Origin of the sequence: Kitasatospora purpeofusca (assembly GCF_034043715.1) — a bacterium.
Classification (GTDB): Bacteria; Actinomycetota; Actinomycetes; order Streptomycetales; family Streptomycetaceae; genus Kitasatospora; species Kitasatospora purpeofusca_A.
Genome location: NZ_JAXCLC010000005.1, coordinates 1 through 25,172, shown reverse-complemented (window position 1 = coordinate 25,172; position 25,172 = coordinate 1). Strand labels below are relative to the sequence as shown.

Below are 25,172 nucleotides of genomic sequence, written 5' to 3'. Positions count from 1 at the left end.
GCCTGGCCCCGGACTCCCCATTCGGCTGGCCGGCGGTGTGCTCCGCCAGTCCTGGCTGACCACCCCCGGGAGCAAATGTCGACTCATTCACAAGTCGTCTTACCTCCTTGGGCATCCAGGACTCTATGTCGATTCGTCAGCGTGGCAGCATGCCGACGGTTTGCGACTCTAGGCCGTTCAAGGCGTTCGCAGCAACACAATCCACGGTAGTGGGCAGGATGTGTCGACTATCGGGCAACCCTCTGTCAAGGGATGCGCGGGCCCTTGACCCTAACGTTTCTGCGGTGGGGTGACACGACCCACAGAAATTGACGACAGAGCGACCTGCCCGTTCCACCCCCGAATTCGTCACGGGGTTCACCCCTCGTTCACACCTTCCGCGGGGACTCAGCGTGACCCCGCGGACGGGCACGGCGAAGCCCCCGACCCGAGGACATCGGGTCGGGGGCGACACGGAGTGGTGCTCAGGCGAGCACGGACTCCAGGGAGACCGACTCCAGGCCGAACGCCTCGGCGACGGCACCGAAGGTGATCTGGCCCTCGTGGACGTTCAGGCCCTTGGCGAGCGCGGCGTCGCGGCGCAGCGCGTCCTTCCAGCCCCGGTTGGCCAGCTCGACGACGTACGGCAGCGTCGCGTTGGTCAGCGCGTAGGTGGAGGTGTTCGGGACGGCGCCCGGCATGTTGGCCACGCAGTAGAAGACCGAGTTGTGGACCTGGAAGGTCGGCTCGGCGTGCGTGGTCGCGTGCGAGTCCTCGAAGCAGCCGCCCTGGTCGATGGCGATGTCGACGAGCACGGAGCCCGGCTTCATGCGGGAGACCAGCTCGTTGGTGACGAGCTTCGGGGCCTTGGCGCCCGGGATCAGCACCGCGCCGATGACCAGGTCCGCCTCGATGACGGCCTTCTCCAGCTCGAAGGAGTTGGACATGATGGCCTTGATCTTCGTGCCGAAGATCTTGTCGGCCTCGCGCAGCTTGTTGATGTCGCGGTCCAGCAGGGTCACGTCGTAGCCCATGCCGATGGCGATGGTGGCCGCGTGCCAGCCGGAGACGCCGCCACCGATGACGACGGCCTTGGCCGGGTGGGTGCCGGGGACGCCGCCGGGGAGGGTGCCGCGGCCGCCGGCCGGGCGCATCAGGTGGTAGGAGCCGACCTGCGGGGCCAGCCGGCCCGCGACCTCGGACATCGGGGCGAGCAGCGGCAGGGCGCCGTTGGCGAGCTGCACGGTCTCGTACGCGATGGCGGTGGTGCCGGAGGCGACCAGCGCGTCGGTGCCGGCGCGGTCGGCCGCCAGGTGGAGGTACGTGAAGACCGTCTGGCCCTTGCGCAGGCGGTGGTACTCCTGCGCGATGGGCTCCTTGACCTTCAGCAGCAGGTCGGCGGTGGCCCACACCTCGTCGGCGGTGGGGAGGATGGTGGCGCCGGCGGCCACGTACTCCTCGTTCGGGATCGAGGAGCCGACACCGGCGTTGTCCTCGATGTAGACCTCGTGTCCGTTGCGGACGAGCTCATGCACGCCGGCGGGCGTGATGGCCACGCGGTACTCGTGGTTCTTGACCTCGCGGGGGATGCCGACCTTCACGGCTAAACACGTCCTCTTGCCATGGGGGTCCCTACCGGAGAAGACCGGCGGGCAGCGCGCACGGGGGGAAGCCTCCGGATGGCACCGGGGCACGGCTCGATGCGCGACTGAGTACGAGTGTAATGAAGCCCAGGCGGCCTGTCAGCCTTCCAAAATGAATAAATTTACCGAGCTCATTGGCAGGTTCGTAGGCTTCCATCGCGATCTTCCTGTCAAAGCCGTGCCGACCTGGCATCTTCGACAATACTCCCGAACCGGGATCTACCACCCGACGGAGGCGCGTTCCCGCAGCTCGGCGAGGGCGGCGGCGACGGCCTCCCGGCCCCGTTCGTCACCGATCCGGCGCAGCACCGAGAGGGACGCCCGGTACTCCCGCTCGGCCTCGTCGAACCGGCGCTGGGCCGCGTGCGCCTCGGCCACCCGGGCCAGCAGCCGAGCCTCGGCGGCCTGGTCCCCCATCGACTGCCGGACACCGAGCGCCCGGCCGTACCAGTCGGCGGCGCGCACGGCATCGCCGAGCGCCCGGTGGCAGCCCGCCGCGCCCTCCAGCGCGCGGGCACAGAGGGCCTCGTCGTCGGCGGTCCTGGCGTGCTCCAGGGCCGCCCGGTAGTGCCCGGCGGCCTGGTCCCAGCGGCCCGCGGCGGCCTGGAGATCGCCCAGGTTGAGCAGCGCGGCCGAGGCGCGCCGCGGCCGGCCGTGGCGCTCGGCCACCGTCAGCACCAGCTCGTGCAGCTGGTGGAGGTCGGCCGGGGCGGCGGCGCCGGTCAGCGGCAGCGACCTGAGCAACGCGGTGACCAGGCGGCCCGCCGAGCCGTCGAGATCGCCCTGGCCGATCGCGTCGGCGACGGCGCCGAGCAGCGCGTCCCGCTCGCCGAGCAGCCACTCCCGGGCATGGGCGGCGGACTTCAGCCGCAGCGGACCGGGCAGCGGATCGGTCCCGGGGGCGCCGGAGGGGTCGAGCAGCGAGCGGGCCGACTCGGTGAGCCGGACCAGCCGCTCCAGCAGCCTGGCCCGGGCCAGCTCGATCTCGGCGGGCCGGTCGTCCCGCTCGCGCAGCCGGACCAGCCGGGGGTGGAGCCGGCCCGGGACGCGGTAGCGGGCGGTGCCGTCCGCGGCCGGCGGCTCCTCGGCCAGCAGCTCCCGCTCGGCGAGCGCGGCCAGGGTCGTCGCGGCCTCCGGGGCGGGACAGCCGACCAGCGCGGAGGCGGTGCGCGGGTCCGCGGCCTGGGCGGGGGCCAGGGTGAGCGCGCGCAGCATCCGGGCCTGCGCGGCGGTCAGACCGGCGTAGGCCAGGGTGAAGGCGCCGACCAGCGGGTCATTGTCGGGCACCGGGACGGGTTCGGCGGGCTCCGGCCCGGGCCGGACCCAGGCGGCCGGGTCACGGGCCGGCTCCGCCGGCGGGGCCACCGCGGCGACCGGCTCCGGCCCGGTCACGGCCGCCCCGCGCCGCTTCTTCCCCTGCTCCCCCTTGCCCTTCTCCCGGGGCACCGTCGGCTCCGGCGGGTCCACGGGCTCCGCTGACTCCTTCGCACCCTCCGGCTCCACCTTCTCCGCCTCGGCGACGGCCCGCAGCAGTTGCTTCGCCGCCTCCGTCACCGCCAGCTCGGGCATGCCGCGCAGCCGCCCGGCCATCAGCCGCAGCGCCGCCGGCTGGGAGCCGCAGGCTTCGGCCAGGTCCGCGGCGCCGACCGGGTCGCAGCCGATCCTGGTGCCGCCGACCAGGTCGCCGAGCAGCTCGGCCACCGCCGACCGGTCGAGCCCGCCCAGGATGACCGGGTCGATGTCCTCGATCCCGGTGAGCGGCCCGGCCGTGGTGGCGAGCACCAGGCAGCCGGGCTCGTCCGCGAGCAGCGGCCACAGCTGCCCGGCGTCGCGGACGTCGTCCAGCAGCAGCAGTACCCGGCGCCCGGCCAGCGCCGCGCGCAGCGCCACGCACGCGGGATCGTCCCGGCCGTCCTCGGCGGCGCCGGGCAGCGGGACGTCGGCGGTGTCCGCGCCGAGCTGCTCCAGCAGCCGGCGGGCGATCCTGGCGGGCGGCACCCGGCCGCCGTCGGGGGCGGACAGCCGGGCGAACAGCACGCCGTCGGGGTACTGGCCGGCGACGGTGACGGCGAACCGGACGGCCAGCGCGGTGCGGCCCGAGCCGGGCCGCCCGGCCAGCACCAGGACCGGGCTGCGGCCCTCGGCCGGACGCGCGGCGGCGGCCCGGAGCGCGGCCAGCTCGGCGCGCCGGCCGACGAACAGGGCGGGCCCGGCGGGCAGCCGGTCCAGCCCGGGAACGCGCTCGGCGGGCGCGCCGGTCCCGGCCTCCATGGTCGCCGTCTTCCTCGCCACCCGTGCCACTCCCGACGTCACCCAGCACCGACCGGCGGCCGCCCGCGACGGACGGCCCGTCTGCGAAGCGTAGTTCCGCCGTCCGCCCCGACCGAGGTGACATCCGGTCGTACGAACCGGTAAATCACTCCCCCGGCCGAAACCGAGCCGACGACGCGACAGAACCCGCCCGCCCTGACCCCGACCAGGCACCACCACGAGCAACCCGCACCGGCCCCGAAACCCCGCCAAGCACATCCGCGAGCAAGCCCGCCCCCTGAGCCCCCACCCACCCGCCGTAACCCCCGCCAGGCACTACCGCGAGCGAGCCGAAGGGGCGCGCCGGTGCCGAAAGGGAGGCGCGAGGGAGCGACGAAGGAGCGAGGGAGCAACGACCGTCGGCACCGGATCAAAGCGCCCCGGAGGCGAGCCGAGCCCAATCAGAGGGGCACTACCGCGAGCGAGCCGAAGGGGCGCGCCGGTGCCGAAAGGGAGGAGCGAGGAGGCCGCGAGGTACGAGCGGCATTGGAGCGACGACCGTCGGCACCGGACGTAAGCGCCCCGGAGGCGAGCCGAGCCCAATCAAAAGGGCCTCGCCGGCCAGGGCGAGTCCGCCGCCCGCAGCGCGTCCAGCCCGCCGGGCCCGTGCAGGGCCGCGTAGAGCGCCAGGGTCCCGGTGATCAGGGTCGGGTTGTGCAGCTCTCCGGCGTGGATCAGCCGGACCAGTTCCTCGACCGGCACCCGGGCGGACTCCAGCTCCAGTTCCTCCCCGTGCGCCTCGTACCGGTCCCCCTCCGCCTCGGACAGGTCGGTGGCGAGGAAGAGCCGCAGCGCCTCGTCGGTCCCGCCGGGCGAGGTGTAGAAGTCGACCAGTACCCGCCATTCGCCGGCCTTGCAGTGCGCCTCCTCGTACAGCTCGCGCTGGGCGGCGTGCAGCGGGTTCTCGCCGGGCACGTCGAGCAGCCCGGCCGGCAGCTCCCAGAGGCGCTGGCGGACGGGGTGGCGGTACTGACGCAGGATCAGTACCCGCTGCTGCTCGTCCAGGGCGAGGACGGAGACCGACCCGGGGTGGGTCTGGTAGTCCCGGCGGGCCCAGCTGCCGTCGGGCATCAGCACCTCCTCGGTGCGCACCCCGGTGACCCGGCCCTGGAAGGGGGTGCTGCTCCCCCGGATCTCCCATTCCTCCGCCACGTCGGCGACATCGGCGGTGCTGCGGTCGTCCATCACGCTCTCCCCTTTTCGTCAGTACGACACAATCTAACGCCGAACGGCGGCCCCGCAGGAATCGCGGGACCGCCGTCCGGGGAACGGACCGGGACTACTGGGCGTCGGCCGGGGCCGTCTTGATCTCGATCGCGGCCTTGACCAGACCCGCGAACAGCGGGTGCGGGCGGGTCGGCCGGGACTTCAGCTCCGGGTGGGCCTGGGTGGCCACCAGGTAGGGGTGCACCTCGCGCGGGTACTCGACGTACTCGACCAGGTCGCCCTTCGGGGAGAGGCCGGAGAACTGCAGGCCGGTCTTCTCCAGGTCCGCGCGGTAGGCGTTGTTGACCTCGTAGCGGTGGCGGTGGCGCTCCTCGACGTACTGCTCGCCGGCGTAGACCTCGCGGACGATCGAGCCCTCGGCGAGCTTGGCCGGGTAGAGGCCCAGACGCATGGTGCCGCCCAGGTCGCCCTTGCCGTCGACGATGGCCAGCTGCTCGGCCATGGTGGAGACGACCGGGTGCTTGGCGGCGGCGTCGAACTCGGTCGAGTTGGCCTCGGGCAGGCCGGCCAGGTTGCGGGCGGCCTCGATGACGACGCACTGCAGGCCCAGGCACAGGCCGAGCAGCGGCACCTTGTTCTCGCGGGCGAAGGTGATCGCGCCGACCTTGCCGTTGACGCCGCGGTCGCCGAAGCCGCCGGGGATGCAGATCGCGTCCACGTCGCCGAGCTGCTCGCGGGCGCCCTCGGGGGTCTCGCAGTCGTCCGAGGTGACCCACTTGATCTCGACCCGGGCGTTGTTGGCGAAGCCGCCGGCGCGCAGCGCCTCGGTCACCGACAGGTAGGCGTCCGGGAGGTCGATGTACTTGCCGACCAGGGCGACCTTGACGATGTGCTGCGGCTCGTGGACCCGGCGCAGCAGGTCGTCCCAGGTGGTCCAGTCCACGTCGCGGAACGGCAGGTCCAGGCGGCGGACGACGTAGGCGTCCAGGCCCTCGCCGTGCAGCACCTTGGGGATGTCGTAGATCGACTTGGCGTCGATCGCCGCGACCACGGCCTCCTCGTCGACGTCGCACATCAGCGAGATCTTGCGCTTGATGGCCTGCGGGACCTCGCGGTCGGCGCGCAGCACGATGGCGTCGGGCTGGATGCCGATGTTGCGCAGCGCGGCGACGGAGTGCTGGGTCGGCTTGGTCTTGAGCTCGCCCGAGGGGCCGATGTAGGGGAGCAGGGAGACGTGCACGAAGAAGACGTTGTCCCGGCCGACCTCGTGGCGGACCTGGCGGACGGCCTCCAGGAACGGCAGCGACTCGATGTCGCCGACGGTGCCGCCGACCTCGGTGATCACCACGTCCACGTCCTCGGTCGCCATCCGGCGGATCCGGGACTTGATCTCGTTGGTGATGTGCGGGATGACCTGGACGGTGTCGCCCAGGTACTCGCCGCGGCGCTCCTTGGCGATGACGGTCGAGTACACCTGGCCGGTGGTGACGTTGGCCGAACCGTGCAGGTTGGTGTCGAGGAACCGCTCGTAGTGACCGATGTCGAGGTCGGTCTCGGCGCCGTCGTCGGTGACGAAGACCTCACCGTGCTGGAACGGGTTCATGGTGCCCGGGTCCACGTTCAGGTACGGGTCGAGCTTCTGCATCGTCACGCGCAGGCCGCGGGCCTTGAGCAGGGCACCGAGGCTGGAGGCGGTGAGGCCCTTGCCGAGCGACGAGGCGACACCCCCGGTGACGAAGAGGTGCTTGGTCGTCACGGCGCGGCCAATCGATGCCTTGCCGGAATGGGGCTGTGCCAAGAGGGGGCTCCCGTGGGTCGCGTGTCGAAGGTGACGTGGTGGGAGGCTCGCGGCTCGCCGTCGCGACGGGGGAAGGGCGGTGCTGCGCACGGGGCCCTGAGGGTCGTCGGTTCGGCCGGTCCGGGGCGTTTGATCCCACCGGTCCACGGGATACCAGGGTATCAGTGACCGGGCCCGGACGCGTTCCGGCCCGCCGTCGCGGGGCCTCGGGGCCGCGGTTCCGGGTCGGGGAGCCGCGGGGGCGCTCCCGGGGCGCACGCCAGGCGCACCACCGGCGCACCATCGGGCGCAACCGTCACATCCGTCGCACCACCCGCCCGTCCGGGCCACCCGGGGGCGGTCCGGGGCCCTCGGCCGGGCCATCACCGGATCCCCACTTCGTGCCATCCGGAGCTGATCCTTCCGAGCCATCCTGACGGCCGCTCTCGCAATGCGCGGTATTTCCGCCGAAATGCGGCACCGGATCGCGCTGCGCCCGCGTGCTTCGCCCCTTTCGTCCGTCGTAAGCTGCTCGGACGCATCGCCGACAACACGAGCACGCGGAGGGCGTGGGAGGGTCAGGAACCTCTCGGTCCCCGATGCGCGACCGGACCTCCCCGCAGTGCCGCTCCGCCCACCCACCCCGAGGCTCGACCGAGCCCTCGCGGATGCTCCGGCAAGGCCCGCCACCACCCCACGGCGGGCCGGACGTCCCGGGTGGCCCCGGTCCCGCGGTCCCGCTGGCTCTCCCTCGGATCGCCGATGCGTCGTGACCACATTGCGAACTGGAGATCACGTGGCCGGCCGTATCGAGGACTACGCACTCATCGGGGACATGCAGACCGCCGCCCTCGTCAGCAGGGACGGAGCGGTGGACTGGCTCTGCCTGCCCCGGTTCGACTCGCCGGCGGTGTTCGCCGGCCTGCTCGGCACCGACGAACACGGCTTCTGGCGGATCGGCCCCGCCGAGGCGGTGGCCACCGCACTGCCCCACCCGGCCACCGCGCCCGCCGCCGAACCGGCCGGCCCTCAGGCCGCTCGGCTGCGGCTCGCCGACACCGGCGACCTGAGGGTCCCGCCGCCCACCGCGGCCGCCCCCGCCGTTCCCGCCGACCGCCGCCGCTACCGGGGCGACTCGCTGATCCTGGAACAGGAGTGGGACTCCCAGGGCGGCACCGTCCGGGTCATCGACTTCATGCCGCCCCGCCCGCTGGCCGGGAAGGACGCCGTGCCGCAGGTGATCCGGATCGTCGAGGGCGTGGTCGGCACCGTGCGGATGCGCTCCGCCCTGCGGATGCGCTTCAGCTACGGCCGGGTCGTCCCCTGGGTGCACCGGGTGGAACAGCCCGACGGCGGCCACCGCACCGTCGCCGTGGCCGGGCCGGACTCGGTCTGGCTGGACGGGGAGGCCGACACCTACGGGCGCAACCTCACCACCTACGCCGACTTCACCGTCCGGGCCGGCGAACGGATCGCCTTCGCGCTCACCTGGCAGGCCTCCCACCTGGAGCAGCCGACCCCGCCGGACGCCGAGGGACTGCTCGAGGCCACCGCCGACTTCTGGCACGAGTGGGTCGGCCAGTGCACCTACCAGGGGCCCTACCGGGAGGCCGTGGTCCGCTCGCTGATCACCCTCAAGGGCCTCACCTACGCCCCCACCGGCGGGATCGTGGCCGCCCCCACCACCTCGCTGCCCGAGGACATCGGCGGCGAGCGCAACTGGGACTACCGCTACACCTGGCTCAGGGACGCCGCGATCACGCTCTCCTCCCTGCTCCGCACCGGCTACCGCGACGAGGCCAAGGCCTGGCGCGAGTGGCTGCTGCGCGCGGTCGCGGGCGACCCGGAGAACCTCCAGATCATGTACGGCATCGCCGGCGAGCGCGAGCTCACCGAGTCCTCCCTCGACTGGCTGCCCGGCTACGAGGGCTCACAGCCGGTCCGGGTCGGCAACGGCGCGGCCGGCCAGCTCCAGCTGGACGTCTACGGCGAGGTCGTCGAGGCGCTGCACCTGGCCCATATGACGGGACTGGTCCGCAACGACCACGCCCACCACCTCCAGCTGCGGCTGATCGAGTACCTGGAGGACCACTGGACCGAGCCGGACGAGGGCATCTGGGAGGTGCGCGGGCCGCGCCGGCACTTCGTCCACTCCAAGGTGATGGCCTGGGTGGCGGTGGACCGCACCATCAAGCTGCTGGAGCAGACCCCCGAGGACGCCCCGGCCGGCGGCCAGCTGGAGCGCTGGCGGGAGCTGCGCGACACCATCCACCGGGACGTCTGCGAACGGGGCTACGACCCCGGCCGCAACACCTTCACCCAGTACTACGGCGGCCGGGAGCTGGACGCCTCGCTGCTGCTCATCCCGCAGGTCGGCTTCCTGCCGCCGGACGACAAGCGGGTGATCGGCACCATCGAGGCGATCCAGCGCGAGCTGTCCACCGAGGACGGCTTCGTGCTCCGCTACCCGACCCACGACCAGAGCGGCAACAACGTGGACGGCCTCTCCGGCCACGAGGGCGCCTTCCTGGCCTGCTCGTTCTGGCTGGCCGACGACCTCGCCATGATCGGCCGGGTGCAGGAGGCGCGGGAGCTTTTCGACAAGCTGCTGTCGCTGCGCAACGACCTCGGGCTGCTCGCCGAGGAGTGGGACCCGCGGCTCAAGCGCCAGGTCGGCAACTTCCCCCAGGCGTTCAGCCACGTCCCGCTGATCGACACCGCGCTGCGCCTCACGGCCTGCGGCGGCGCCTACCTGTCGGCCCAGCCGGACGGCCCGGCCGCCGACCGGGCCGGCGAGCAGGCCACCGTCTGACCCGACACCGGCTGACCCGCCGCCACCGTCGCGCTCACCCGTCGCGCTGCACCAGCTCGTCGTAGGTGCTGAGCACCTGGGCGACGGTGGCGGCCTCGTCCGGCCAGGTCTCCGCCTGCTGCCGGCCGGCCGCCACCAGGCGCGCGCGGCGCTCCGGGTCGGCCAGCAGCTCGCGCACCGCCCGGCCGAGCGCCGCCGGGTCGCCGGGCGGGACCAGCACGGCGGCGTCGCCGACCAGCTCGGGGATGCCGCCGACGGCTGTGGCGACCACCGGCACTCCGGCCCGCATCGCCTCCTGCACCACCAGCGACCGGGCCTCCCAGCGGCTGGAGAGCACCAGTACGTCGGCGGCGGACAGCAGGTCGGACACATCGGTGCGGTAGCCGAGCAGCCGCACCGGCAGCTTCTCGGCGGCCACCCGCTCGCGCAGCCCGGCGGCCTCCGGGCCGTCCCCGGCCAGCAGCAGCAGCGGTTCGGGCGTCAGCGCGGCCAGGTCGCGGGCCGCGTCCAGCAGCAGTCCGAAGGCCTTCTGCGGGACGAGCCGGCCCACCGAGAGGACCAGCGGGCGGTCCGGGCCGCCGCCGAGCAGCGCCGCCCTGGCCCCGGCCCGGGGCTGCCGTGCCTCGGGCATCGGCGGGGCCGCGACCGGGCCGAGACGGGCGTCGGTGGCGCCGAGTTCGCGGGCCCGGGCCACCAGGTCGGAGGAGGCGCCGAGGACGAGGTCGGCGGCGCGCGCCACCCGGCGCTCCATCAGCCGCTGGAGGCGGCGCTCCATGCCGGTGGCGTCCAGCGCGTGGTGCGAGGTGACCACCAGCGGCGTCTGCGGGCGCAGGCCCGGGAAGCGGCCGGCGGTGCGCAGCGCGAGGTCGGACAGCAGCCCCGCGCGCAGGCCGTGGGCGTGCACCACATCAGCGCCGGTGAAGGCGCGGCGCAGCTCGCCGATCGCGGTGGCGTCGCTGCGGGCGCCCGCGGTCGGGGTGATGTCGACCAGGTGGAACCGCGCACCGGTGCGGGAGAAGCCGAACAGCGCGTCCGCCCCGGCGGGGGCGCACACCGTGACGGTCACTCCGTGCGCGACCAGGCCCTGTGCCAGGGAGCGCACATGCGCACCGATGCCGCCGCTACTGGCGGCCAGGACGAGCACCACGTGCAGCTGCCCCGGTTCGGGGGTGGTCGCGGCTGCCCGGGCGGCGGAATGGTCCACGTCGTCTCGCATCCGACTCGATCAACTACGCGCGCCCCGGGCGGGGGTTGCCCACCGGCGGCGCTCGGGACAGGAAGGGCCAGTGTCCAGCCGCCACCATGCCAGGTCGGCGGCCCTCTTGGACAGTCGGCGCCCCCGGCGGGGCGCGTCGTGGCCGGTCCGCGAGGGCCGCCCGGGTTCAGCGGTGGCGGGGGGCGCGGGCCGCGGCGAGCAACTCCTCCGCGTGCGCCCGGCCGAGCTCGGAGTCCTCCAGGCCCGCCAGCATCCGGGAGAGCTCGCGCACCCGCTCCTCGTCGGTCAGCACCTTGACGCCGCTGCGGGTCACGGTGCCGTCGCTGGTCTTCTCGACCACCAGGTGGCGGTCGGCGAAGGCCGCCACCTGCGGCAGGTGGGTGACGACGACGACCTGGGCGCTCTCGGCGAGCTTGGCGAGCCGGCGGCCGATCTCGACCGCCGCCTTGCCGCCGACGCCCGCGTCCACCTCGTCGAACAGATAGGTGGGGACGGGGTCGGCGCCGGCGAAGACCACCTCGACGGCGAGCATCACCCGGGACAGCTCGCCGCCCGAGGCGCCCTTGGCGATCGGCCGGGGCTGGGCGCCGGGGTGCGGGGCCAGCAGCACCTCCACCTCGTCCACGCCGTGCGGCCCGTAGGCGACGGTCCGGCCCTCGATCTCGATCCCGGACAGGTCGTCGACCTGGCTGATCGCGAAGGTGACCCGGGCGTGCGGCATGGCCAGTTCGGCGAGTTCGGCGGAGACGGCCGCCGCGAAGCGCCCGGCGGCGGCCTGCCGGGCGGCCGAGACCTCGGCCGCGAGTTCCGCCAACTCGCCGCGCAGCGCGGTCTCCCGGGCGCCGAGTTCGTCGATCCGCTCGTCGTCGCCGTCGAGCTCGGAGAGCCGGAGGGCGCCGGCCTCGGCCCAGGCGATCACCTCGGCCAGCGAGTTCTCCGGGCCGCCGTACTTGCGCAGCAGCTGGGACAACACGGCCCGGCGGTCCTCGACGGCGGCCAGGCGGACCGGGTCGGCGTCCAGGTCGTCGGCGTACCCGGCCAGGTCGCCGGCCACGTCGGCGAGCAGGTAGCCGACCTCGTTGAGCCGGTCGGCGAGGGCGGCGAGCCGCTCGTCGTGGTGGCGGACGGCGTCCAGCGCGCGGCGGGACTGGGCGAGCAGGGTGCCCGCGTCCAGCGCCTCCGGGTCGGCCGGGTCGCCGGCCAGGGCGGCGTGGGCGAGGGTCGCGGCGGAGGAGAGCGCGTCGGCGTGGCCGAGCCGCTCGGCCTCGGCGGACAGCCCCTCGTCCTCGCCCGCCACCGGTTCGGCGGCGGCGACCTCGTCGAGGCCGAACCGCAGCAGGTCCGCCTCCTGGGCGCGCTCGCGGGCCCGGGTGGTCAGCTCCTCCAGCGTCGCGGAGACCTCGCGCAGCCGGCGGTACACCTCGCGGTACCGGGCCAGCGGCTCGGCGAGCGACTCGCCCGCGTACCGGTCGAGGGCGCCGCGCTGGCGGGCCGGGCGCAGCAGCCGCTGCTGGTCGGTCTGGCCGTGCACGGCGACGAGGTCCTCGCCGAGTTCGGCGAGCAGGCCGACCGGGACGGACCGGCCGCCGACGTGGGCGCGGGAGCGGCCCTCGGCGGAGACGGTCCGGCTGATCAGCAGCGCGCCGTCGTCGAGTTCGGCGCCGGCCTCGAGGGCGCGGGCCGCCGCCGGCGAGCCGGGCGGCAGTCGGAGGCGGCCCTCGACGACCGCGCGCTCGCTGCCGTTGCGCACCAGGCCCGGGTCGGCGCGGCCTCCGAGCAGCAGGCCGAGGCTGGTCACCACCATGGTCTTCCCGGCTCCGGTCTCCCCGGTCACCGCTGTGAAGCCGGGGGCCAGTTCGACGACCGCGTCGTCGATGACCCCGAGATCCCGTATCCGCATCTCGTCCAACACGGAGACGACCTTACGAGGTTCCGCACCCGCCGCGCGACGAGCGGCAACGACGCGCGGCAACTCCGTGCCCCGAAGTTCATCCGTTCCGGGCGTTTTCCGGACCCGCCGCGCCGGGAGCCGGACCGTTCCTCCGTGCCCGGCCCACTCCGGCACCGGCCCCCGGGACCGCCGGACGGCCGGTTCAGTCCCGTTACCCGGCCTTCGCAGCTTTTCCGATCTTTCCGGCCTGCTCGGCACGCCCGGCCTGCTCGGCGGTGGGCACGGTGAACCACGGCAGGAAGAACTGCGCGAGCGGACCGATCGCCAGCGCGTACACGACGGTGCCGACCCCGGCCGTGCCGCCGAGCAGGACACCGACCGCCAGCACGACCAGCTCGATACCCGTGCGGATCAGCCGCAGCGAGCCCCCGGTGCGCCGGTGCAGTCCGGTCATCAGCCCGTCCCGCGGCCCCGATCCCAGCCGGGCACCGATGTAGAGCCCGGTGGCCACGCCGTTCAGCAGCACCGCGGTGACCATCAGCAGGATCCGGACCGGGAGCGCCCCCGGCGTGCCGACGAAACGCAGGGTGAGGTCCATCGCCGCGCCGATCAGCAGCACGTTGGCGACCGTGCCGACCCCGGGCAACTGGCGCAGCGGGATCCACAGCAGCAGCACCAGGGCCCCGCAGATGGTGACCCAGGCACCCACCGAGAGGCCGAAGCTCCCCTGGAGGCCCTGGTGGAACACGTCCCAGGGGTCGAGCCCGAGGCCGGCACGGAGCATCAGGCCCATGCTGGTGCCGTAGAGGGCGAGGCCGACGGCCAACTGCGGCAGGCGGCGGCCCAGCGCGTGGGTGTCGCCCAGCAGCCGCAGGAGCGGACCGGGCCCGGCGGCGGCATCCGCGGCACCGGCGCCGGTGGGCGACGGCACGGGCCCGGACGGGCACTCGGACGGGGAGGGGGACGGGGACGGGAGGGTGCTCGTGGTGGCCATGGAATCTCCGGGCAGGTGGCACTGCACCGCCGACGGACCGGCCCGGCGGTGGCGGTCTCAACGGCCGCCCTGCCATGATGGCCAAGCCAATACGGCCCACGACAGGGCCAATCACGAGTAAGTGGACTGATCATCTTGGCCGACTGGCAGACCACCGTCGCTCCCCCGGCACTCGCCCGGCTGCTCGCCACCGCCAGGCTGCCCGAACCGCCCGGCGCCGCCCGCCGCCCCGCCTACCGGTCGCTCGCCGCCCGGATCCGACTGCTGGTCTCCGAGGGCCGGCTGCCGGTCGGCGCCCGGCTGCCCGCCGAACGCGAGCTGGCCCTGGCCCTGGGACTCAGCCGCACCACCGTCGCCACCGCCTACGAGGCCCTGCGGGCCGAGGGGTACCTGCACAGCCGGCGCGGCTCCGGCAGCTGGACCGCCCTGCCCGAGGGCTCGGCGCCGCCCAGCGACGCCCTGCACCCCGTCCCGCCGGACGAGCAGGGCAACACCTTGGACCTCGGCGTCGCCGCGCTGCCCGCCCCGCAGCCCTTCCTCTCCGCGGCCGCCGCCCGCGCCGTCGACCAGCTGCCCGCCTACGCCGCCGGGCACGGCCACTACCCGACCGGCGTCCCGGTGCTGCGCGAGGCCGTGGCCCGCCGCTTCACCGAGCGCGGCCTGCCGACCACCCCGGACCAGATCCTGATCACCATCGGCGCGATGGGCGCCCTGCACCTGGTCCGGCAGGCCCTGCTCGGCCGGGGCGACCGGGTCGCCGTCGAGGCCCCCAGCTACGCCCACACCCTCCAGGCGCTGCGGCTCAGCGAGGCCCGTCCGGTCCCCGTCCCGCTCGTCGACGCGCCCCCCGGGCCGGGCCACGGGGGCGGGCCGCGCTGGGACCTCGCCGAGTGGCGACGGGTACTGGGCGGAGCCGCGCCGAAGGCCGTCTATGTGATCCCCGACTTCCACAACCCCACCGGCGCGCTGATCGACGAGGAGCAGCGGCGCGAACTGCTCGCCGCCGCCCGGTCCGCCGGGGCCGTGGTCCTGGTCGACGAGACCACCGCCGAACTCGGCTGGGGCCTGCCCGCGGGGGTGCCGCTCCCCCGGCCGACCGCAGCGCTGGACCGCGCCGCCCAGGTGATCACCGTCGGCTCGGCCGGGAAGCTGCTCTGGGGCGGCCTGCGGATCGGCTGGGTGCGCGCCGCCCCCGCGCTGGTCCGCCGGCTGGCCACCACCCGCGTCTACAGCGACGTCGGCGCCCCCGTGCTGGACCAGCTGATCGCCGCCGAACTGCTGGGCGAGGACCTGCCGGCCGTCCGCGCCCACCAGCTGACCCGGCTGCGGGACACCGCCGGGGCGTTCACCAGCGCCCTCCGCGAGCAGCTGCCGCACTGGCGTTTCACCGTGCCGCCGGGCGGCCTGTCGTTCTGGGTCGCCACCGGCGGGGTGTCGGGCACGGCGCTGGCCCGGACCGGCGAGCGGTCGGGGGTCCGGCTCGCGGCCGGCAACCGGTTCGGCTCCGACGGCGCCTTCGAGCACCACATCAGGATCCCGCTCACCGTGCCCGCCCCGGCCGTGCCGGCCGCGGTCCGCCGACTGGCGGAGACCGCCGCCCGCGCCGAGGACGACGGCGGGTGGCGGGGCTTCGAGGACAACCAGCCGCTCGCGGTCTGACGGAGCGGCGGGGCGAAGCGGTGGGCCGGGCGGTGGACGAGGCGGACCGGGCGTCGTACTCCGATCCGCCCGGTCCACCGGGCCCGCGAGAATCAGGCGGTGTCCGCCCGACCGCGCCAACCGGTCACCGGCAGCGCGAACTTGGCCACCAACCGGTCGGTGAACGGCGCCCGGTGCAGCCTGGCCAGCCGCACCGGCGTCTGCCCCCGGCGCACCTCCACCCGCGCCCCGGCGGGCAGTTCGACCGAACGCCGGCCGTCGCACCACAGCACCCCGTGCGGGGTCTTCGGCTGCACCTCCACCGCCAGCACCGAGTCCGGCGAGGCCACCAGCGGCCGGGCGAACAGCGCGTGCGCGCTGATCGGCACCATCAGCAGGGCCTCCACCTCGGGCCAGACCACCGGCCCGCCGCCGGAGAACGCGTACGCCGTCGAGCCGGTCGGCGTCGCGCACACCACGCCGTCGCAGCCGAAGTTGGAGACCGGACGGCCGTCCACCTCGGTCACCACCTCGAGCATCCGCTCCCTGGCCGCCTTCTCGATCGAGGCCTCGTTCAGCGCCCAGTCGCGGTGCACCTCGTCACCGTTGGTCCGGACGATCACATCGAGGGTCATCCGCTCCTCGACCTCGTAGTCGGCGTCGACCACCCGCTCGACCACCACCGCCAGGTCGTCGCGCTCCGCCTCGGCCAGGAAACCGACCCGGCCCAGGTTGATGCCGAGCATCGGCAGCCCGTGCTCGCGCGCCAACTCCGCCCCGCGCAACAGGGTCCCGTCCCCACCGGCGACCAGGATCAGCTCGCAGCCGTCGGCCGCGCCCGGTCCCCCGGCCACCGTCTCCACGCCGTCCGGCAGGTCCAGGTCGACCGCCTCGGAAGTCAGCAGTCTGATCCGGATCCCCGCCTTCAGCAGGCCGTGCACCAGTCCCTCGACACTGCGCAGCGCCGCCTCGCGGCCCGTGTGCGCGATCAGGAAGACCGTACGTTCATCACTCATGCCCGCTGCCCTCTCCCTACGCCGGCCGGGTCGTCGTCGGCCCGGTACGGCCGCGCCACCCAGCATGGCGGACCGGACGTCCGCAGAGCACCCTATCGGGGGCCTTCGGCCACAGCCCGGTCCGCCTCCGCGGGGTCGAGCCGCGGTGCGTCCCGGCGCATCCAGAGGAAGTACTCGACATTGCCCGACGGCCCCGGCAGGGGACTCGCGGTGACCGCCCGCACGCCCAGCCCGAGCTGCCATGCCTGCCCGGCCACCTGGCGCACCATCTCGGCGCGCAGCTGCGGGCTGCGCACCACCCCGCCGCTGCCGAGGCGCTCCTTGCCGATCTCGAACTGCGGCTTGACCATCAGCACCAGGTCCGCGTCCGGGGCGGCGCAGCCGACCAGCGCGGGCAGCACCAGGCCCAGCGAGATGAAGGAGAGGTCCCCCACCACCAGGTCGACCGGGGTGCCGCCGATCATCTCCGGGGTCAGCTCCCGGACGTTGGTGCGGTCCATCACGGTGACCCGGTCGTCGCTCTGCAGCGACCAGGCCAGCTGCCCGTAGCCGACGTCCACCGCCAGCACGTGGGCGGCGCCCGCCCGCAGCAGCACATCGGTGAACCCGCCGGTGGACGCTCCCGCGTCCAGCGCCCGGCGGCCCTCGACGACCAGGCCCTGCGGCACGAACGCCGCGAACGCCCCGGCGAGCTTGTGGCCGCCGCGCGACACGTAGTCGGGATCGTTGTCGTCATCGGCCACCACGAGCGCCGCCGCGGTCTCCACCTGGGTGGCCGGCTTGGTCGCGGTGGTCCCGCCGACGGTCACCCGCCCGGCCGCGATCAGTTCGGAGGCGTGCTCCCGGGACCGGGCCAGCTTGCGGCGGACCAGCTCCGCGTCGAGTCGACGTCGTGCCACTGCCACTGGTGTTTCAGCTCCTACGGTGGTTCCCGCTCGCCCCGGTCAGTCCCGGTCGAGCGCGGCCAGCGTGTCGGCGAGCCGCTGATGGACATCTTCGTACACCGCGACGTGTGCGTCGGTCGGCACCCCGTCCAGCGCAGCCAGCCGGGCCAGCCCGGCGTCCACCGCCGGGTGCCCGGTGGGCGTGAGCCCGACGCCGAGCGGCAGCGGCTCACCGGGGGCCGGGACGGGGCCGGTCCGGCTCTCCGGTTCAGGCATCGGGCTTCTTCGGGGTGGCGGTCCGGCGGACGGTGGTCTTCCGGGTGGCGGTGCGCTTGGCGGGCGGCTGCTCCGCCCCGGCCTCGGCCGGCTTCTCCGCGGCTGTGGTCCTCTTCGCGGTCGCGGTCTTCTTGACGGCGGTCTTCTTCACCGCCGTCTTCTTGCCCGCCGCCTTCTTGCCCGCCGGCTGCTTCGCGGCCGGCGCGGCCTTCTTCGCGGCAGCGGGCTTCCGCGCCGCCGCCTTCTTCGCCGGAGCCGCAGCCGCCACTGCCGGGCCGTTCGGCGGCACCGGCGGGTCGACCTCCACCGGCTCGTCCACCACTATCCGCTCGGGCCCCGCCGAACCCTTCGTCTCCCGCTCCCAGCCGTCCTCGAACAGCCCGCCGGCCCGGGGCGCCGGCGGCGGCCCGGCCTGCGCCGGCCGCGCCCCCTCGTCCTCGTCCCCGACCTCGACCTCGACCTCGCGCAGCTTGCTCTCCAGGTAGGCCAGCACCACGCCCACCTTGGTCACCTGGTCGCCGACCTTCTCGAAGACCTTGTCGACCTCACCGCGCGCCATCCCGACGGCCAGGTCCACCCCGGCCCGCCCGGCGGTCACCGCCTCCTCGGCGAGGGTCTGCAACGACTGCGCCGACGGAGGGAACTGCCCGCCGAAGCGGCGCTCCACCTCCGTGACGTCGATGCCGCCCTTCTCCAGCAGACCGGCCGCCGTCCCGACGACCCGCTTGCCGACCTCCTCCACCAGTACGGCCGCGGCCGCCACCGCTCCTCGTACCGTCTTCGGCAGCATCCGGGTGCCTCCCATTCGCCTGCGCGTATCGCTCCGTCGCCAAGGCGCCCGGACGGATCCGGGCATCCCACCGACGACGCTACCGCCAAAACCCTCCTGCGGTAGCGTGGCCCGGCAGTCGGCCGCAGCCGGACCCCGCCACCCGCCGGGGCGCGGCGGCCCGTCCGGGGAAGGGATCCACCGCCATGGCCAACGCCGAGGAGTGCCGCGAGGCGCTGGAGCAGCTCAGCCGCAACCTCGCCAAGGCCACCGGAGACGTCCGCACGGCGGCCGGCCTCGACCGCTCACTGAGCTGCCGGATCACCGACCTCGACCTGACCTTCACCGGGCAACTGCGCGCCGGGAGCATCCAGGACGTCGAGCAGCACCCCGGCAGCCCCACCGGGAAGGCGGACATCCGGCTCACCATGAGCAGCGACGACCTGCTCGCCCTGGTCGGCGGCCGGCTCGGCTTCGCCTCGGCCTGGGTCGGCGGCCGGATCAAGCTGGAGGCGGGCTTCCGCGACCTGCTGCGGCTGCGCACCCTGCTCTGACCCGGCCGCCGACCGACCGGCCATCCACCGGCCGCCGACCGACCACCTACCGGCCGTCGGACCCGGCCCGGACCCCGGGCTCAGAAGCCCAGCTCGGCCAGCGCCTTCCGCCCGTCCGCCGGCGTGCCGTCCGCGTCCAGCGCCGTCCAGGCCGCCGCGCACAGCGCCCGCAGACCGTCCCAGCGGTCCGCCCCGACCCCCTCCAGCCGCAGCACGCCGCCCTCCGCCACCGCGACGAAGCCGCCGCAGGCGAACCCGCCGCCCGCCCCGGCCGTGACCGGCGCGTGCGCGGTCAACAGGCCCCGCAGGTCCTCCGCCAGGTACGTCGGCCGGTGCTCGGCCGGGGCCGCCAGCAGCTGCGCCGCCGTCGTCACCCCGGTGAACACCAGCAGGCTGTCCACCCCGCCGTTGAACGCCCCCTCGATGTCGGTGTCCAGCCGGTCACCGACCACCAGCGGCCGCTTCGCCCCGGTCCGCAGCACCGTCTCGCGGTGCATCGGCGGCAGCGGCTTGCCCGCCACCTCCGGCTCCACCCCGGTGGCCGCCCGCACCGCCGCCACCAGCATCCCGTTGCCCGGCGCGATCCCGCGCGCGGTCGGCACCGTCACATCGGTGTTGGACGCCACCCACGGCAGCCCGGACTGCACCGCGTAGGAGGCCTCCGCCAGGTGCGTCCACCCCACCGAGGCGTCGAAGCCCTGGACCACCGCCAGCGGCTCCTCGGCCAGGGACCGGACGGCGACCAAGCCGCGCTCGGCCAGCGCCTCCTCCAGGCCGAGCCCGCCGACCACCAGCACCTTCGCGCCGGCCGGCAGCTTCTCGGCGAGCACCCGGGCGGCGGCCTGGGCGGAGTTGATCACGTCTGCCGCCTCGGCCGGCACCCCCAGCTCGGTCAGGTGCTCGGCGACCACCCGGGGCGGCCGGGAGGCGTTGTTGGTCACGTACGCCAGCCGCATCCCCGCGCCGCGGGCCGCGTCGAGCGACTCCACGGCGTACTCGATGGCGTTCGGGCCGGCGTACACCACGCCGTCGAGGTCCAGCAGCGCCGTGTCGTACGCCTCGGTCAGCGGCAGCTCGCTGCCGCCCGGGGCGGTCCGTCGCACGGTAATGGCCGTTTCGGTCATGCCTGCTCTACCTCACTCATCGCGTCAGTCGTACTCGTCCGTCGGAAGTCCGGGCGGTCGCCGGGCGTCCGGGCGGTGGCCGGCAGTGACCCGCGGTGACCGTGGCCACGAGGGTGGCCCCCGGACACCGCACCGGCTCAGCCGTCCTGCCGGTCCCGCTCACCGGTCGGCTCCGGACCCGCCGTGGTTCCCGGACCCGCCGTGGTTCCCGGACCCGCCGTGGTTCCGGGGCCCGACCCGTCCGCCCCGGCCGGCGGCTCCAGGTAACCCGGCGCCCCCGGCAGCAGCGGACCGAACGCCCCGGCCCGGGCCGCCAGCGTCGCGCGGGTCTGCCGCAGCGCGGCCCGGTAGTGGTCGTTCTCCGGCCGCATCGCCACGGCCAGCGCCAAGTGCTCGGCGGAGGCCTCGAAATCACCCAGCCGGGCCGCCGCCACACCCCACCCGAACTGAGCGTAGTCGTCCGACGGATCGGCCAGCGCCACGGTCCGGAAGTTCTCCAGCGCCGCCGCGTACGACCCCACGTCGAACTGCGCCCGGGCCAGCGCCTCCCGAATGCTGCGCGAGTCCGGCTCGGCCCCGGCCGCCCGGGCCAACAGCTGCTCGGCCGCCGCCGGGTTCCCCTGCGCGAGCAGCCGCGCCCCCCGGCGGAACCACTCGTAGACGTCCCCCTCCGGCTCACCGGACCGCTGCTGCTGCCCGGACGAAGCCGCCCCGCCGCCGCCCCTGTCCGCACCCCCACCAGCGCCGTCGTCCACCCTCTCGTCGCGCTCCGCCACCCCGAAACCTCGCCCTCGGTCACGACACCCGGCCACCGGACCGGCACGGGTGTTCCGATCTCTGAACAACGCGTACCCGATTACGATGCCCAGAATGAGCACACCCAGTGCAGAAAGCGGAGTGGAGTCTCCGCAGGGCGGCCCCGGCAATCCCGGCCACGTCGCCACCGCAGGCCTGTCCCTGTCCCCGTTCCGCGGCCTCCGCTACGACCCCGACCGGGTCGGCACCCTGGCCGCCGTCACCTCGCCGCCGTACGACGTCGTCGACCCGGGCCGAAGGCTCGACCTGGAGACCGCCGACCCGCACAACGTGGTCCGGCTGATCCTGCCACGCCCCGAGCCCGAGGACACCGGTGACCGGCCCGACCGCGACACCCGCTACCGGCACGCCGCCAGGCTGCTGCGCGAGTGGCAGCGCGAAGGCGTCCTGGCCGCCGACCCCGAGCCGGCCCTCTACGTGTACGAGCAGCGCGTCCCCGCCGGCGACGGCAGCGCCGAGGTGCTCCAGCGCGGCCTCATCGGCGCCCTCGCCGTCAGCGGGAGCGAGGCCGGTGTGGTGCTTCCCCACGAGGACGTGATGCCCCGCCCGGTCGCCGACCGGGTCGGCCTGATGCGCACCACCCGGGCCAACCTCGAACCGCTGCTGCTCACCTACCGGGGCAACGGCGGCGCGTCCGCCGTGATCGAACGCGCCGTCCGCGCCGAGCCCCTGCTCACCACGACCACCACCGACGGCACCCACCACCGGCTGTGGGCGGTCACCGACCCGGCCGGGATCGCCGAGATCGGCCGCGACCTGGCCACCTGCCGCGCCCTCATCGCCGACGGCCACCACCGCTGGGAGATGTACCTGCGCCTCCAGCGCGAACACCGGCACCTGCCCCGCAGCCCCTGGGACCGCGGCCTGGTCCTGCTGGTCGACACCGCCCGCTATCCGCTGCGGGTGCGGGCCATCCACCGGGTGCTCTACCGGCTGCCGGTCGAGGAGGCCCTGGCCCGGCTCGGCGGCCAGTGGCAGATCAAGGAGGTCCCCGGCCCGCTGGACGGCGCGCTGCAGGCACTCGCCGAGCAGAAGCGACACGGCGGCAGCGGCTTCCTGCTCACCGGCGGGGACGGCGTCTACCACCTCGTCACCGACCCCGACGAGGCCCTGCTCGACGCCACCGTGCCACGGGACAAGCCCGAGGAGTGGCGCCACCTGGACGCCACGATCCTGCACGCCACGCTGCTCGACCACACCTGGCGGATCCCCGACGGCCCCGACGACATCGGCTACCTGCACACCGCGGTCTCCGCCGAACGCGAGGCCGCCCGCAGCGGCGGCACGGCCGTCCTGCTGCACCCGGTGCGGGAGAGCGTGGTCCGCCGGCTCGCCGAACAGGGCGTCACCATGCCGCGCAAGTCCACCTCCTTCGGCCCGAAGCCGGCCACCGGCCTGGTGCTGCGCAACCTGGAGCTGGGCTGACGCCGTACCGGCGCCGAACGCAGTGAGGCCCTGCCGCACCCCGGATCTCCCGGGGTGCGGCAGGGCCTCACTCGTGACGCGCCCCGACCGCCGGCGCTCGCCGGCGGTCGGGCCGTCGACTACCTGTCGTCGCGCTCGGCGGAACGCTCCGGCACCACGCCGTCGAACTCGTCGTCGATCTCGAGGTCGTCCTCGTCGTAGAACTCCTCGACGTCCTCCTCGTCCTCGAAGATGACCCGCTCGTCCGAGGACTCGCCACCCTTGCGGGCGGCCGGCTCGGCGGCCTGCTCGGCCTCCTCCTCGGCGAGCTCCGGGTCGAGGGCGTCGATGAACTCCACACCGTCGATCTCGGCGAGGCGCTCGGCGGCGTTGGTGGTGCCCTCGGTGTCCGCCTCGACGGCCTTGGCGAACCAGTCACGGGCCTCGTCGCCACGGTCGGCCGCGATCAGCGCCTCGGCGTAGGCGTAGCGCAGGCGCGCGGTCCACGGGTGCACCGCGGACGAGGCCAGCTCGGAGCTCTGCAGGGTGACGACGGCGGCATCGAACTGCTCCATGTCACCGCGCGCACCGGCCGCGACGAGACGCATCTCGACCTGGCCGGCCTTGTCCAGCTGCTTCACCTCGGGCTCGCCGGCCATCGCCAGCGCCTTCTCCGGGCGGCCCAGGCCACGCTCGCAGTCGGCCATCACCGGCCAGAGGTCCGCGCGACCGGTCATCCGGCGGGCGGCGCGGAACTCGGTCAGCGCCTCCGAGTAGCGCTGGGTCACGTACGAGGCGAAACCGGCCGCCTCACGGACGGCGGGGACGCGGGAGGCCAGCCGCAGCGCGACGCGCGAGTACTGGTAGGCCTCCTCCGGCTCGTCGTCGAGCAGCCGGGCGACCATCACCAGGTTGCGGGCGACATCGTCCGCGAGCGTCTTGGGCAGGCTCTTGAGCTCCTGGCGCACATCCGCGTCGATCTCGAAGCCGGTGACGTCCTCGGGGATCGGCAGGCGCTTGACCGGCTCGTAGTTGCCCCGGCGCTCGTCCTGGTAGTCCCGGCCGCCGCCACGCTCGTCGCGGCCACCGCGGTAGCCGCCGCGGTCGTCACGGCCACCACCGAAGCCGCCGCCCGAGGGACGGTCGCCACGGTCGTCACGACGGAAGCCACCACCGGTCGGACGGTCGCCACGGTCATCACGACGGAAGCCGCCACGGTCGCCGCCACGGTCGTCACGGCCACCACCGAAGCCGCCGCCCGAGGGACGGTCACCACGGTCGTCACGACGGAACCCACTCGGACGGTCGTCGCGACGGAAGCCGCCGCCACCGGTCGGGCGGTCGCCGCCACGGTCGTCACGACGGAAGCCGCCACCGGTCGGGCGGTCGCCGCCACGGTCGTCACGACGGAAGCCACCACCGGTCGGACGGTCACCACGGTCATCGCGGCGGAAGCCACCACCGGTCGGACGGTCACCACGGTCATCGCGGCGGAAGCCACCACCGGTCGGACGGTCACCACCGCGGTCGTCCCGGCGGAACCCACCGCGGTCGCCGCCACGGTCGTCACGGCCACCAGCGAAGCCGCCGCCCGAGGGACGGTCGCCACGGTCGTCACGGCGGAAGCCACCGCCGGCCGGGCGGTCGCCACCACGGTCATCGCGGCGGAAGCCGCCACGGTCTCCGCCACGGTCGTCACGGCCACCACCGAAGCCACCGCCCGAGGGACGGTCGTCACGACGGAACCCGCCACCGGTCGGACGATCACCACGGTCATCGCGACGGAAGCCACCACCCGACGGGCGGTCACCACGGTCGTCACGGCGGAAGCCACCACCGGTCGGACGGTCACCACCACGGTCATCGCGACGGAAGCCACCACGGTCGTCACGGCCACCGCCGAAGCCGCCGCCCGAGGGACGGTCGCCACGGTCATCACGACGGAACCCACCCGGACGGTCGTCACGACGGAAGCCGCCGCCGGTCGGGCGGTCGCCACGGTCATCGCGGCGGAAGCCGCCGCGGTCGCCGCCACGGTCGTCACGGCCACCACCGAAGCCGCCGCCCGAGGGACGGTCGTCACGACGGAACCCGCCACCGGTCGGACGGTCGCCACGGTCGTCACGACGGAAGCCACCACCGGCCGGGCGGTCGCCACGGTCGTCACGGCGGAAGCCACCACCGGTCGGACGGTCGCCACCGCGGTCATCGCGGCGGAAGCCACCGCCACCACCGCTCGGACGGTCGCCACCACGGTCGTCACGGCGGAAGCCACCGCCACCACCGGTCGGACGGTCACCACGGCCACCGCCGAAGCCGCCACCCGAGGGACGGTCGCCACGGTCGTCGCGACGGAAGCCACCGCCGCCACCGCCGCTGTAGGGGCGGTCGCCACCACGGTCGTCGCGACGGAAGCCGCCACGGTCTCCGCCGCGGTCGTCACGGCCACCGCTGTAGCCGCCGCCGGCGGGACGGTCGCCACGGTCGTCGCGGCGGAAGCCGCCGCCCGAGGGACGGTCGCCACGGTCATCGCGGCGGTCGTCGCGTCGCGGAGCACGGTCGTTGGACCAGCTCCCGCGGGACCGGGGCTCGTAGCCGCGGCCGTCGTCCGATCGACGCTCGGGACGGTCCTGAGGCTCGTTCGCCATCGTGGTGACTCCTTCTGCTTCTTCATCTCCACCGCGCATCGGGCAGCACCACTGCCCTCTCGCGGTTCGGCGCCGGCCTCCTGGCCGTACACCTTCTCCATTGTCCGACATCCAGGGGAACCCCGCGTCCGGGCGGAAGTCCCTGCTCTGCCGGTCGTACACACATGCGCACAACGCAAAAAAAGCCGCGGCCCCCAGCGAATCGCGGGGGGGCGCGGCTTTTAATAATTGTTGGGCGGCGTCCGACTCTCCCA

Annotated in this window: 18 protein-coding genes; 4 read left to right on the top strand and 14 right to left on the bottom strand. The window is 74.5% G+C overall.

Annotated elements, in window-relative coordinates; all coding sequences use genetic code 11:
• Nucleotides 1–464: 464 nt before the first annotated feature.
• From ald to SM793_RS03960, 4 genes are all read right to left on the bottom strand, one after another.
• Nucleotides 465–1,580: an alanine dehydrogenase gene (gene ald / locus SM793_RS03975; RefSeq protein ID WP_320436575.1), complete on the bottom strand. Its 1,116-nt coding sequence runs from the start codon at nucleotides 1,578–1,580 to the stop codon at nucleotides 465–467.
• Between the two features lie 261 nt (nucleotides 1,581–1,841).
• On the bottom strand, nucleotides 1,842–3,914 hold the full coding sequence (locus SM793_RS03970) for an AAA family ATPase (protein WP_320436574.1): 2,073 nt from the start codon (nucleotides 3,912–3,914) through the stop codon (nucleotides 1,842–1,844).
• Nucleotides 3,915–4,475: 561 nt separating this feature from the next.
• Nucleotides 4,476–5,117, bottom strand: a complete 642-nt coding sequence (locus SM793_RS03965) for an NUDIX hydrolase (RefSeq protein ID WP_320436573.1) — start codon at nucleotides 5,115–5,117, stop codon at nucleotides 4,476–4,478.
• A 94-nt stretch (nucleotides 5,118–5,211) separates the two neighbouring features.
• Nucleotides 5,212–6,855: a CTP synthase gene (locus SM793_RS03960; protein WP_030396093.1), complete on the bottom strand. Its 1,644-nt coding sequence runs from the start codon at nucleotides 6,853–6,855 to the stop codon at nucleotides 5,212–5,214.
• A gap of 817 nt (nucleotides 6,856–7,672) precedes the next feature.
• On the opposite strand from SM793_RS03960, the gene SM793_RS03955 reads away from it, so the two are divergent.
• Nucleotides 7,673–9,688 (top strand): glycoside hydrolase family 15 protein, encoded by a 2,016-nt coding sequence (locus tag SM793_RS03955; protein ID WP_320436572.1) that lies wholly within the window; start codon nucleotides 7,673–7,675, stop codon nucleotides 9,686–9,688.
• 34 nt (nucleotides 9,689–9,722) lie between these two features.
• Here the strand turns inward: SM793_RS03955 and SM793_RS03950 are convergent, their stop codons facing one another.
• The 3 genes from SM793_RS03950 to SM793_RS03940 form a co-directional block, all read right to left on the bottom strand.
• On the bottom strand, nucleotides 9,723–10,892 hold the full coding sequence (locus SM793_RS03950; protein ID WP_320436571.1) for a glycosyltransferase family 4 protein: 1,170 nt from the start codon (nucleotides 10,890–10,892) through the stop codon (nucleotides 9,723–9,725).
• Nucleotides 10,893–11,070: 178 nt separating this feature from the next.
• Complete coding sequence (gene recN, locus SM793_RS03945; protein ID WP_320436691.1) at nucleotides 11,071–12,804, bottom strand: DNA repair protein RecN; 1,734 nt, start codon at nucleotides 12,802–12,804, stop codon at nucleotides 11,071–11,073.
• Nucleotides 12,805–13,006: 202 nt separating this feature from the next.
• Nucleotides 13,007–13,789 (bottom strand): YczE/YyaS/YitT family protein, encoded by a 783-nt coding sequence (locus SM793_RS03940; protein WP_413815869.1) that lies wholly within the window; start codon nucleotides 13,787–13,789, stop codon nucleotides 13,007–13,009.
• A 135-nt stretch (nucleotides 13,790–13,924) separates the two neighbouring features.
• Between SM793_RS03940 and SM793_RS03935 the strand changes: the two genes are divergently transcribed.
• Nucleotides 13,925–15,448 (top strand): PLP-dependent aminotransferase family protein, encoded by a 1,524-nt coding sequence (locus SM793_RS03935; RefSeq protein ID WP_320436570.1) that lies wholly within the window; start codon nucleotides 13,925–13,927, stop codon nucleotides 15,446–15,448.
• Between the two features lie 92 nt (nucleotides 15,449–15,540).
• On the opposite strand, the gene SM793_RS03930 is transcribed toward SM793_RS03935, so the two are convergent.
• The 4 genes from SM793_RS03930 to SM793_RS03915 form a co-directional block, all read right to left on the bottom strand.
• Nucleotides 15,541–16,443, bottom strand: a complete 903-nt coding sequence (locus SM793_RS03930; RefSeq protein ID WP_320436569.1) for an NAD kinase — start codon at nucleotides 16,441–16,443, stop codon at nucleotides 15,541–15,543.
• A gap of 92 nt (nucleotides 16,444–16,535) precedes the next feature.
• The gene (locus tag SM793_RS03925; RefSeq protein ID WP_320436568.1) at nucleotides 16,536–17,342 is read right to left on the bottom strand and encodes a TlyA family RNA methyltransferase; all 807 of its coding nucleotides are present in this window, start codon (nucleotides 17,340–17,342) and stop codon (nucleotides 16,536–16,538) included.
• Nucleotides 17,343–17,387: 45 nt separating this feature from the next.
• Nucleotides 17,388–17,603, bottom strand: a complete 216-nt coding sequence (locus SM793_RS03920; protein ID WP_320436567.1) for a hypothetical protein — start codon at nucleotides 17,601–17,603, stop codon at nucleotides 17,388–17,390.
• A complete protein-coding gene (locus tag SM793_RS03915; RefSeq protein WP_320436566.1) occupies nucleotides 17,596–18,393 on the bottom strand; it encodes a hypothetical protein in 798 nt (265 codons plus the stop codon). The genes SM793_RS03920 and SM793_RS03915 overlap by 8 nt, the downstream gene beginning before the upstream one ends.
• Before the next feature lie 185 nt (nucleotides 18,394–18,578).
• Here SM793_RS03915 and SM793_RS03910 point away from each other — a divergent pair, with 185 nt between their 5' ends.
• Entirely contained in the window at nucleotides 18,579–18,926 is a 348-nt protein-coding gene (locus SM793_RS03910; RefSeq protein ID WP_320436565.1) for an SCP2 sterol-binding domain-containing protein, read from the top strand.
• Nucleotides 18,927–19,006: 80 nt separating this feature from the next.
• Here the strand turns inward: SM793_RS03910 and SM793_RS03905 are convergent, their stop codons facing one another.
• Together SM793_RS03905 and SM793_RS03900 are read right to left on the bottom strand one after the other, a co-directional pair.
• The gene (locus SM793_RS03905) at nucleotides 19,007–20,050 is read right to left on the bottom strand and encodes an HAD-IIA family hydrolase (RefSeq protein WP_320436564.1); all 1,044 of its coding nucleotides are present in this window, start codon (nucleotides 20,048–20,050) and stop codon (nucleotides 19,007–19,009) included.
• A 137-nt stretch (nucleotides 20,051–20,187) separates the two neighbouring features.
• Nucleotides 20,188–20,826, bottom strand: coding sequence for a tetratricopeptide repeat protein (locus tag SM793_RS03900; protein WP_320436563.1), 639 nt, complete (start codon nucleotides 20,824–20,826; stop codon nucleotides 20,188–20,190).
• Nucleotides 20,827–20,920: 94 nt separating this feature from the next.
• Here SM793_RS03900 and SM793_RS03895 point away from each other — a divergent pair, with 94 nt between their 5' ends.
• Nucleotides 20,921–22,291 (top strand): DUF1015 domain-containing protein, encoded by a 1,371-nt coding sequence (locus SM793_RS03895; RefSeq protein ID WP_320436562.1) that lies wholly within the window; start codon nucleotides 20,921–20,923, stop codon nucleotides 22,289–22,291.
• A 119-nt stretch (nucleotides 22,292–22,410) separates the two neighbouring features.
• On the opposite strand, the gene SM793_RS03890 is transcribed toward SM793_RS03895, so the two are convergent.
• Nucleotides 22,411–23,283, bottom strand: a complete 873-nt coding sequence (locus SM793_RS03890; protein ID WP_320436689.1) for a tetratricopeptide repeat protein — start codon at nucleotides 23,281–23,283, stop codon at nucleotides 22,411–22,413.
• Nucleotides 23,284–25,172: the final 1,889 nt, after the last annotated feature.

Bases quoted from the DNA above. Each gene is read 5' to 3' on its own strand.
- SM793_RS03965 (WP_320436573.1), bottom strand. From the start codon at position 5,117: ATGGACGACCGCAGCACCGCCGATGTCGCCGACGTGGCGGAGGAATGG.
- recN (WP_320436691.1), bottom strand. From the start codon at position 12,804: ATGCGGATACGGGATCTCGGGGTCATCGACGACGCGGTCGTCGAACTG.
- SM793_RS03940 (WP_413815869.1), bottom strand. From the start codon at position 13,789: ATGGCCACCACGAGCACCCTCCCGTCCCCGTCCCCCTCCCCGTCCGAG.
- SM793_RS03930 (WP_320436569.1), bottom strand. From the start codon at position 16,443: ATGAGTGATGAACGTACGGTCTTCCTGATCGCGCACACGGGCCGCGAG.
- SM793_RS03920 (WP_320436567.1), bottom strand. From the start codon at position 17,603: ATGCCTGAACCGGAGAGCCGGACCGGCCCCGTCCCGGCCCCCGGTGAG.
- SM793_RS03915 (WP_320436566.1), bottom strand. From the start codon at position 18,393: ATGCTGCCGAAGACGGTACGAGGAGCGGTGGCGGCCGCGGCCGTACTG.
- SM793_RS03910 (WP_320436565.1), top strand. From the start codon at position 18,579: ATGGCCAACGCCGAGGAGTGCCGCGAGGCGCTGGAGCAGCTCAGCCGC.
- SM793_RS03905 (WP_320436564.1), bottom strand. From the start codon at position 20,050: ATGACCGAAACGGCCATTACCGTGCGACGGACCGCCCCGGGCGGCAGC.
- SM793_RS03895 (WP_320436562.1), top strand. From the start codon at position 20,921: ATGAGCACACCCAGTGCAGAAAGCGGAGTGGAGTCTCCGCAGGGCGGC.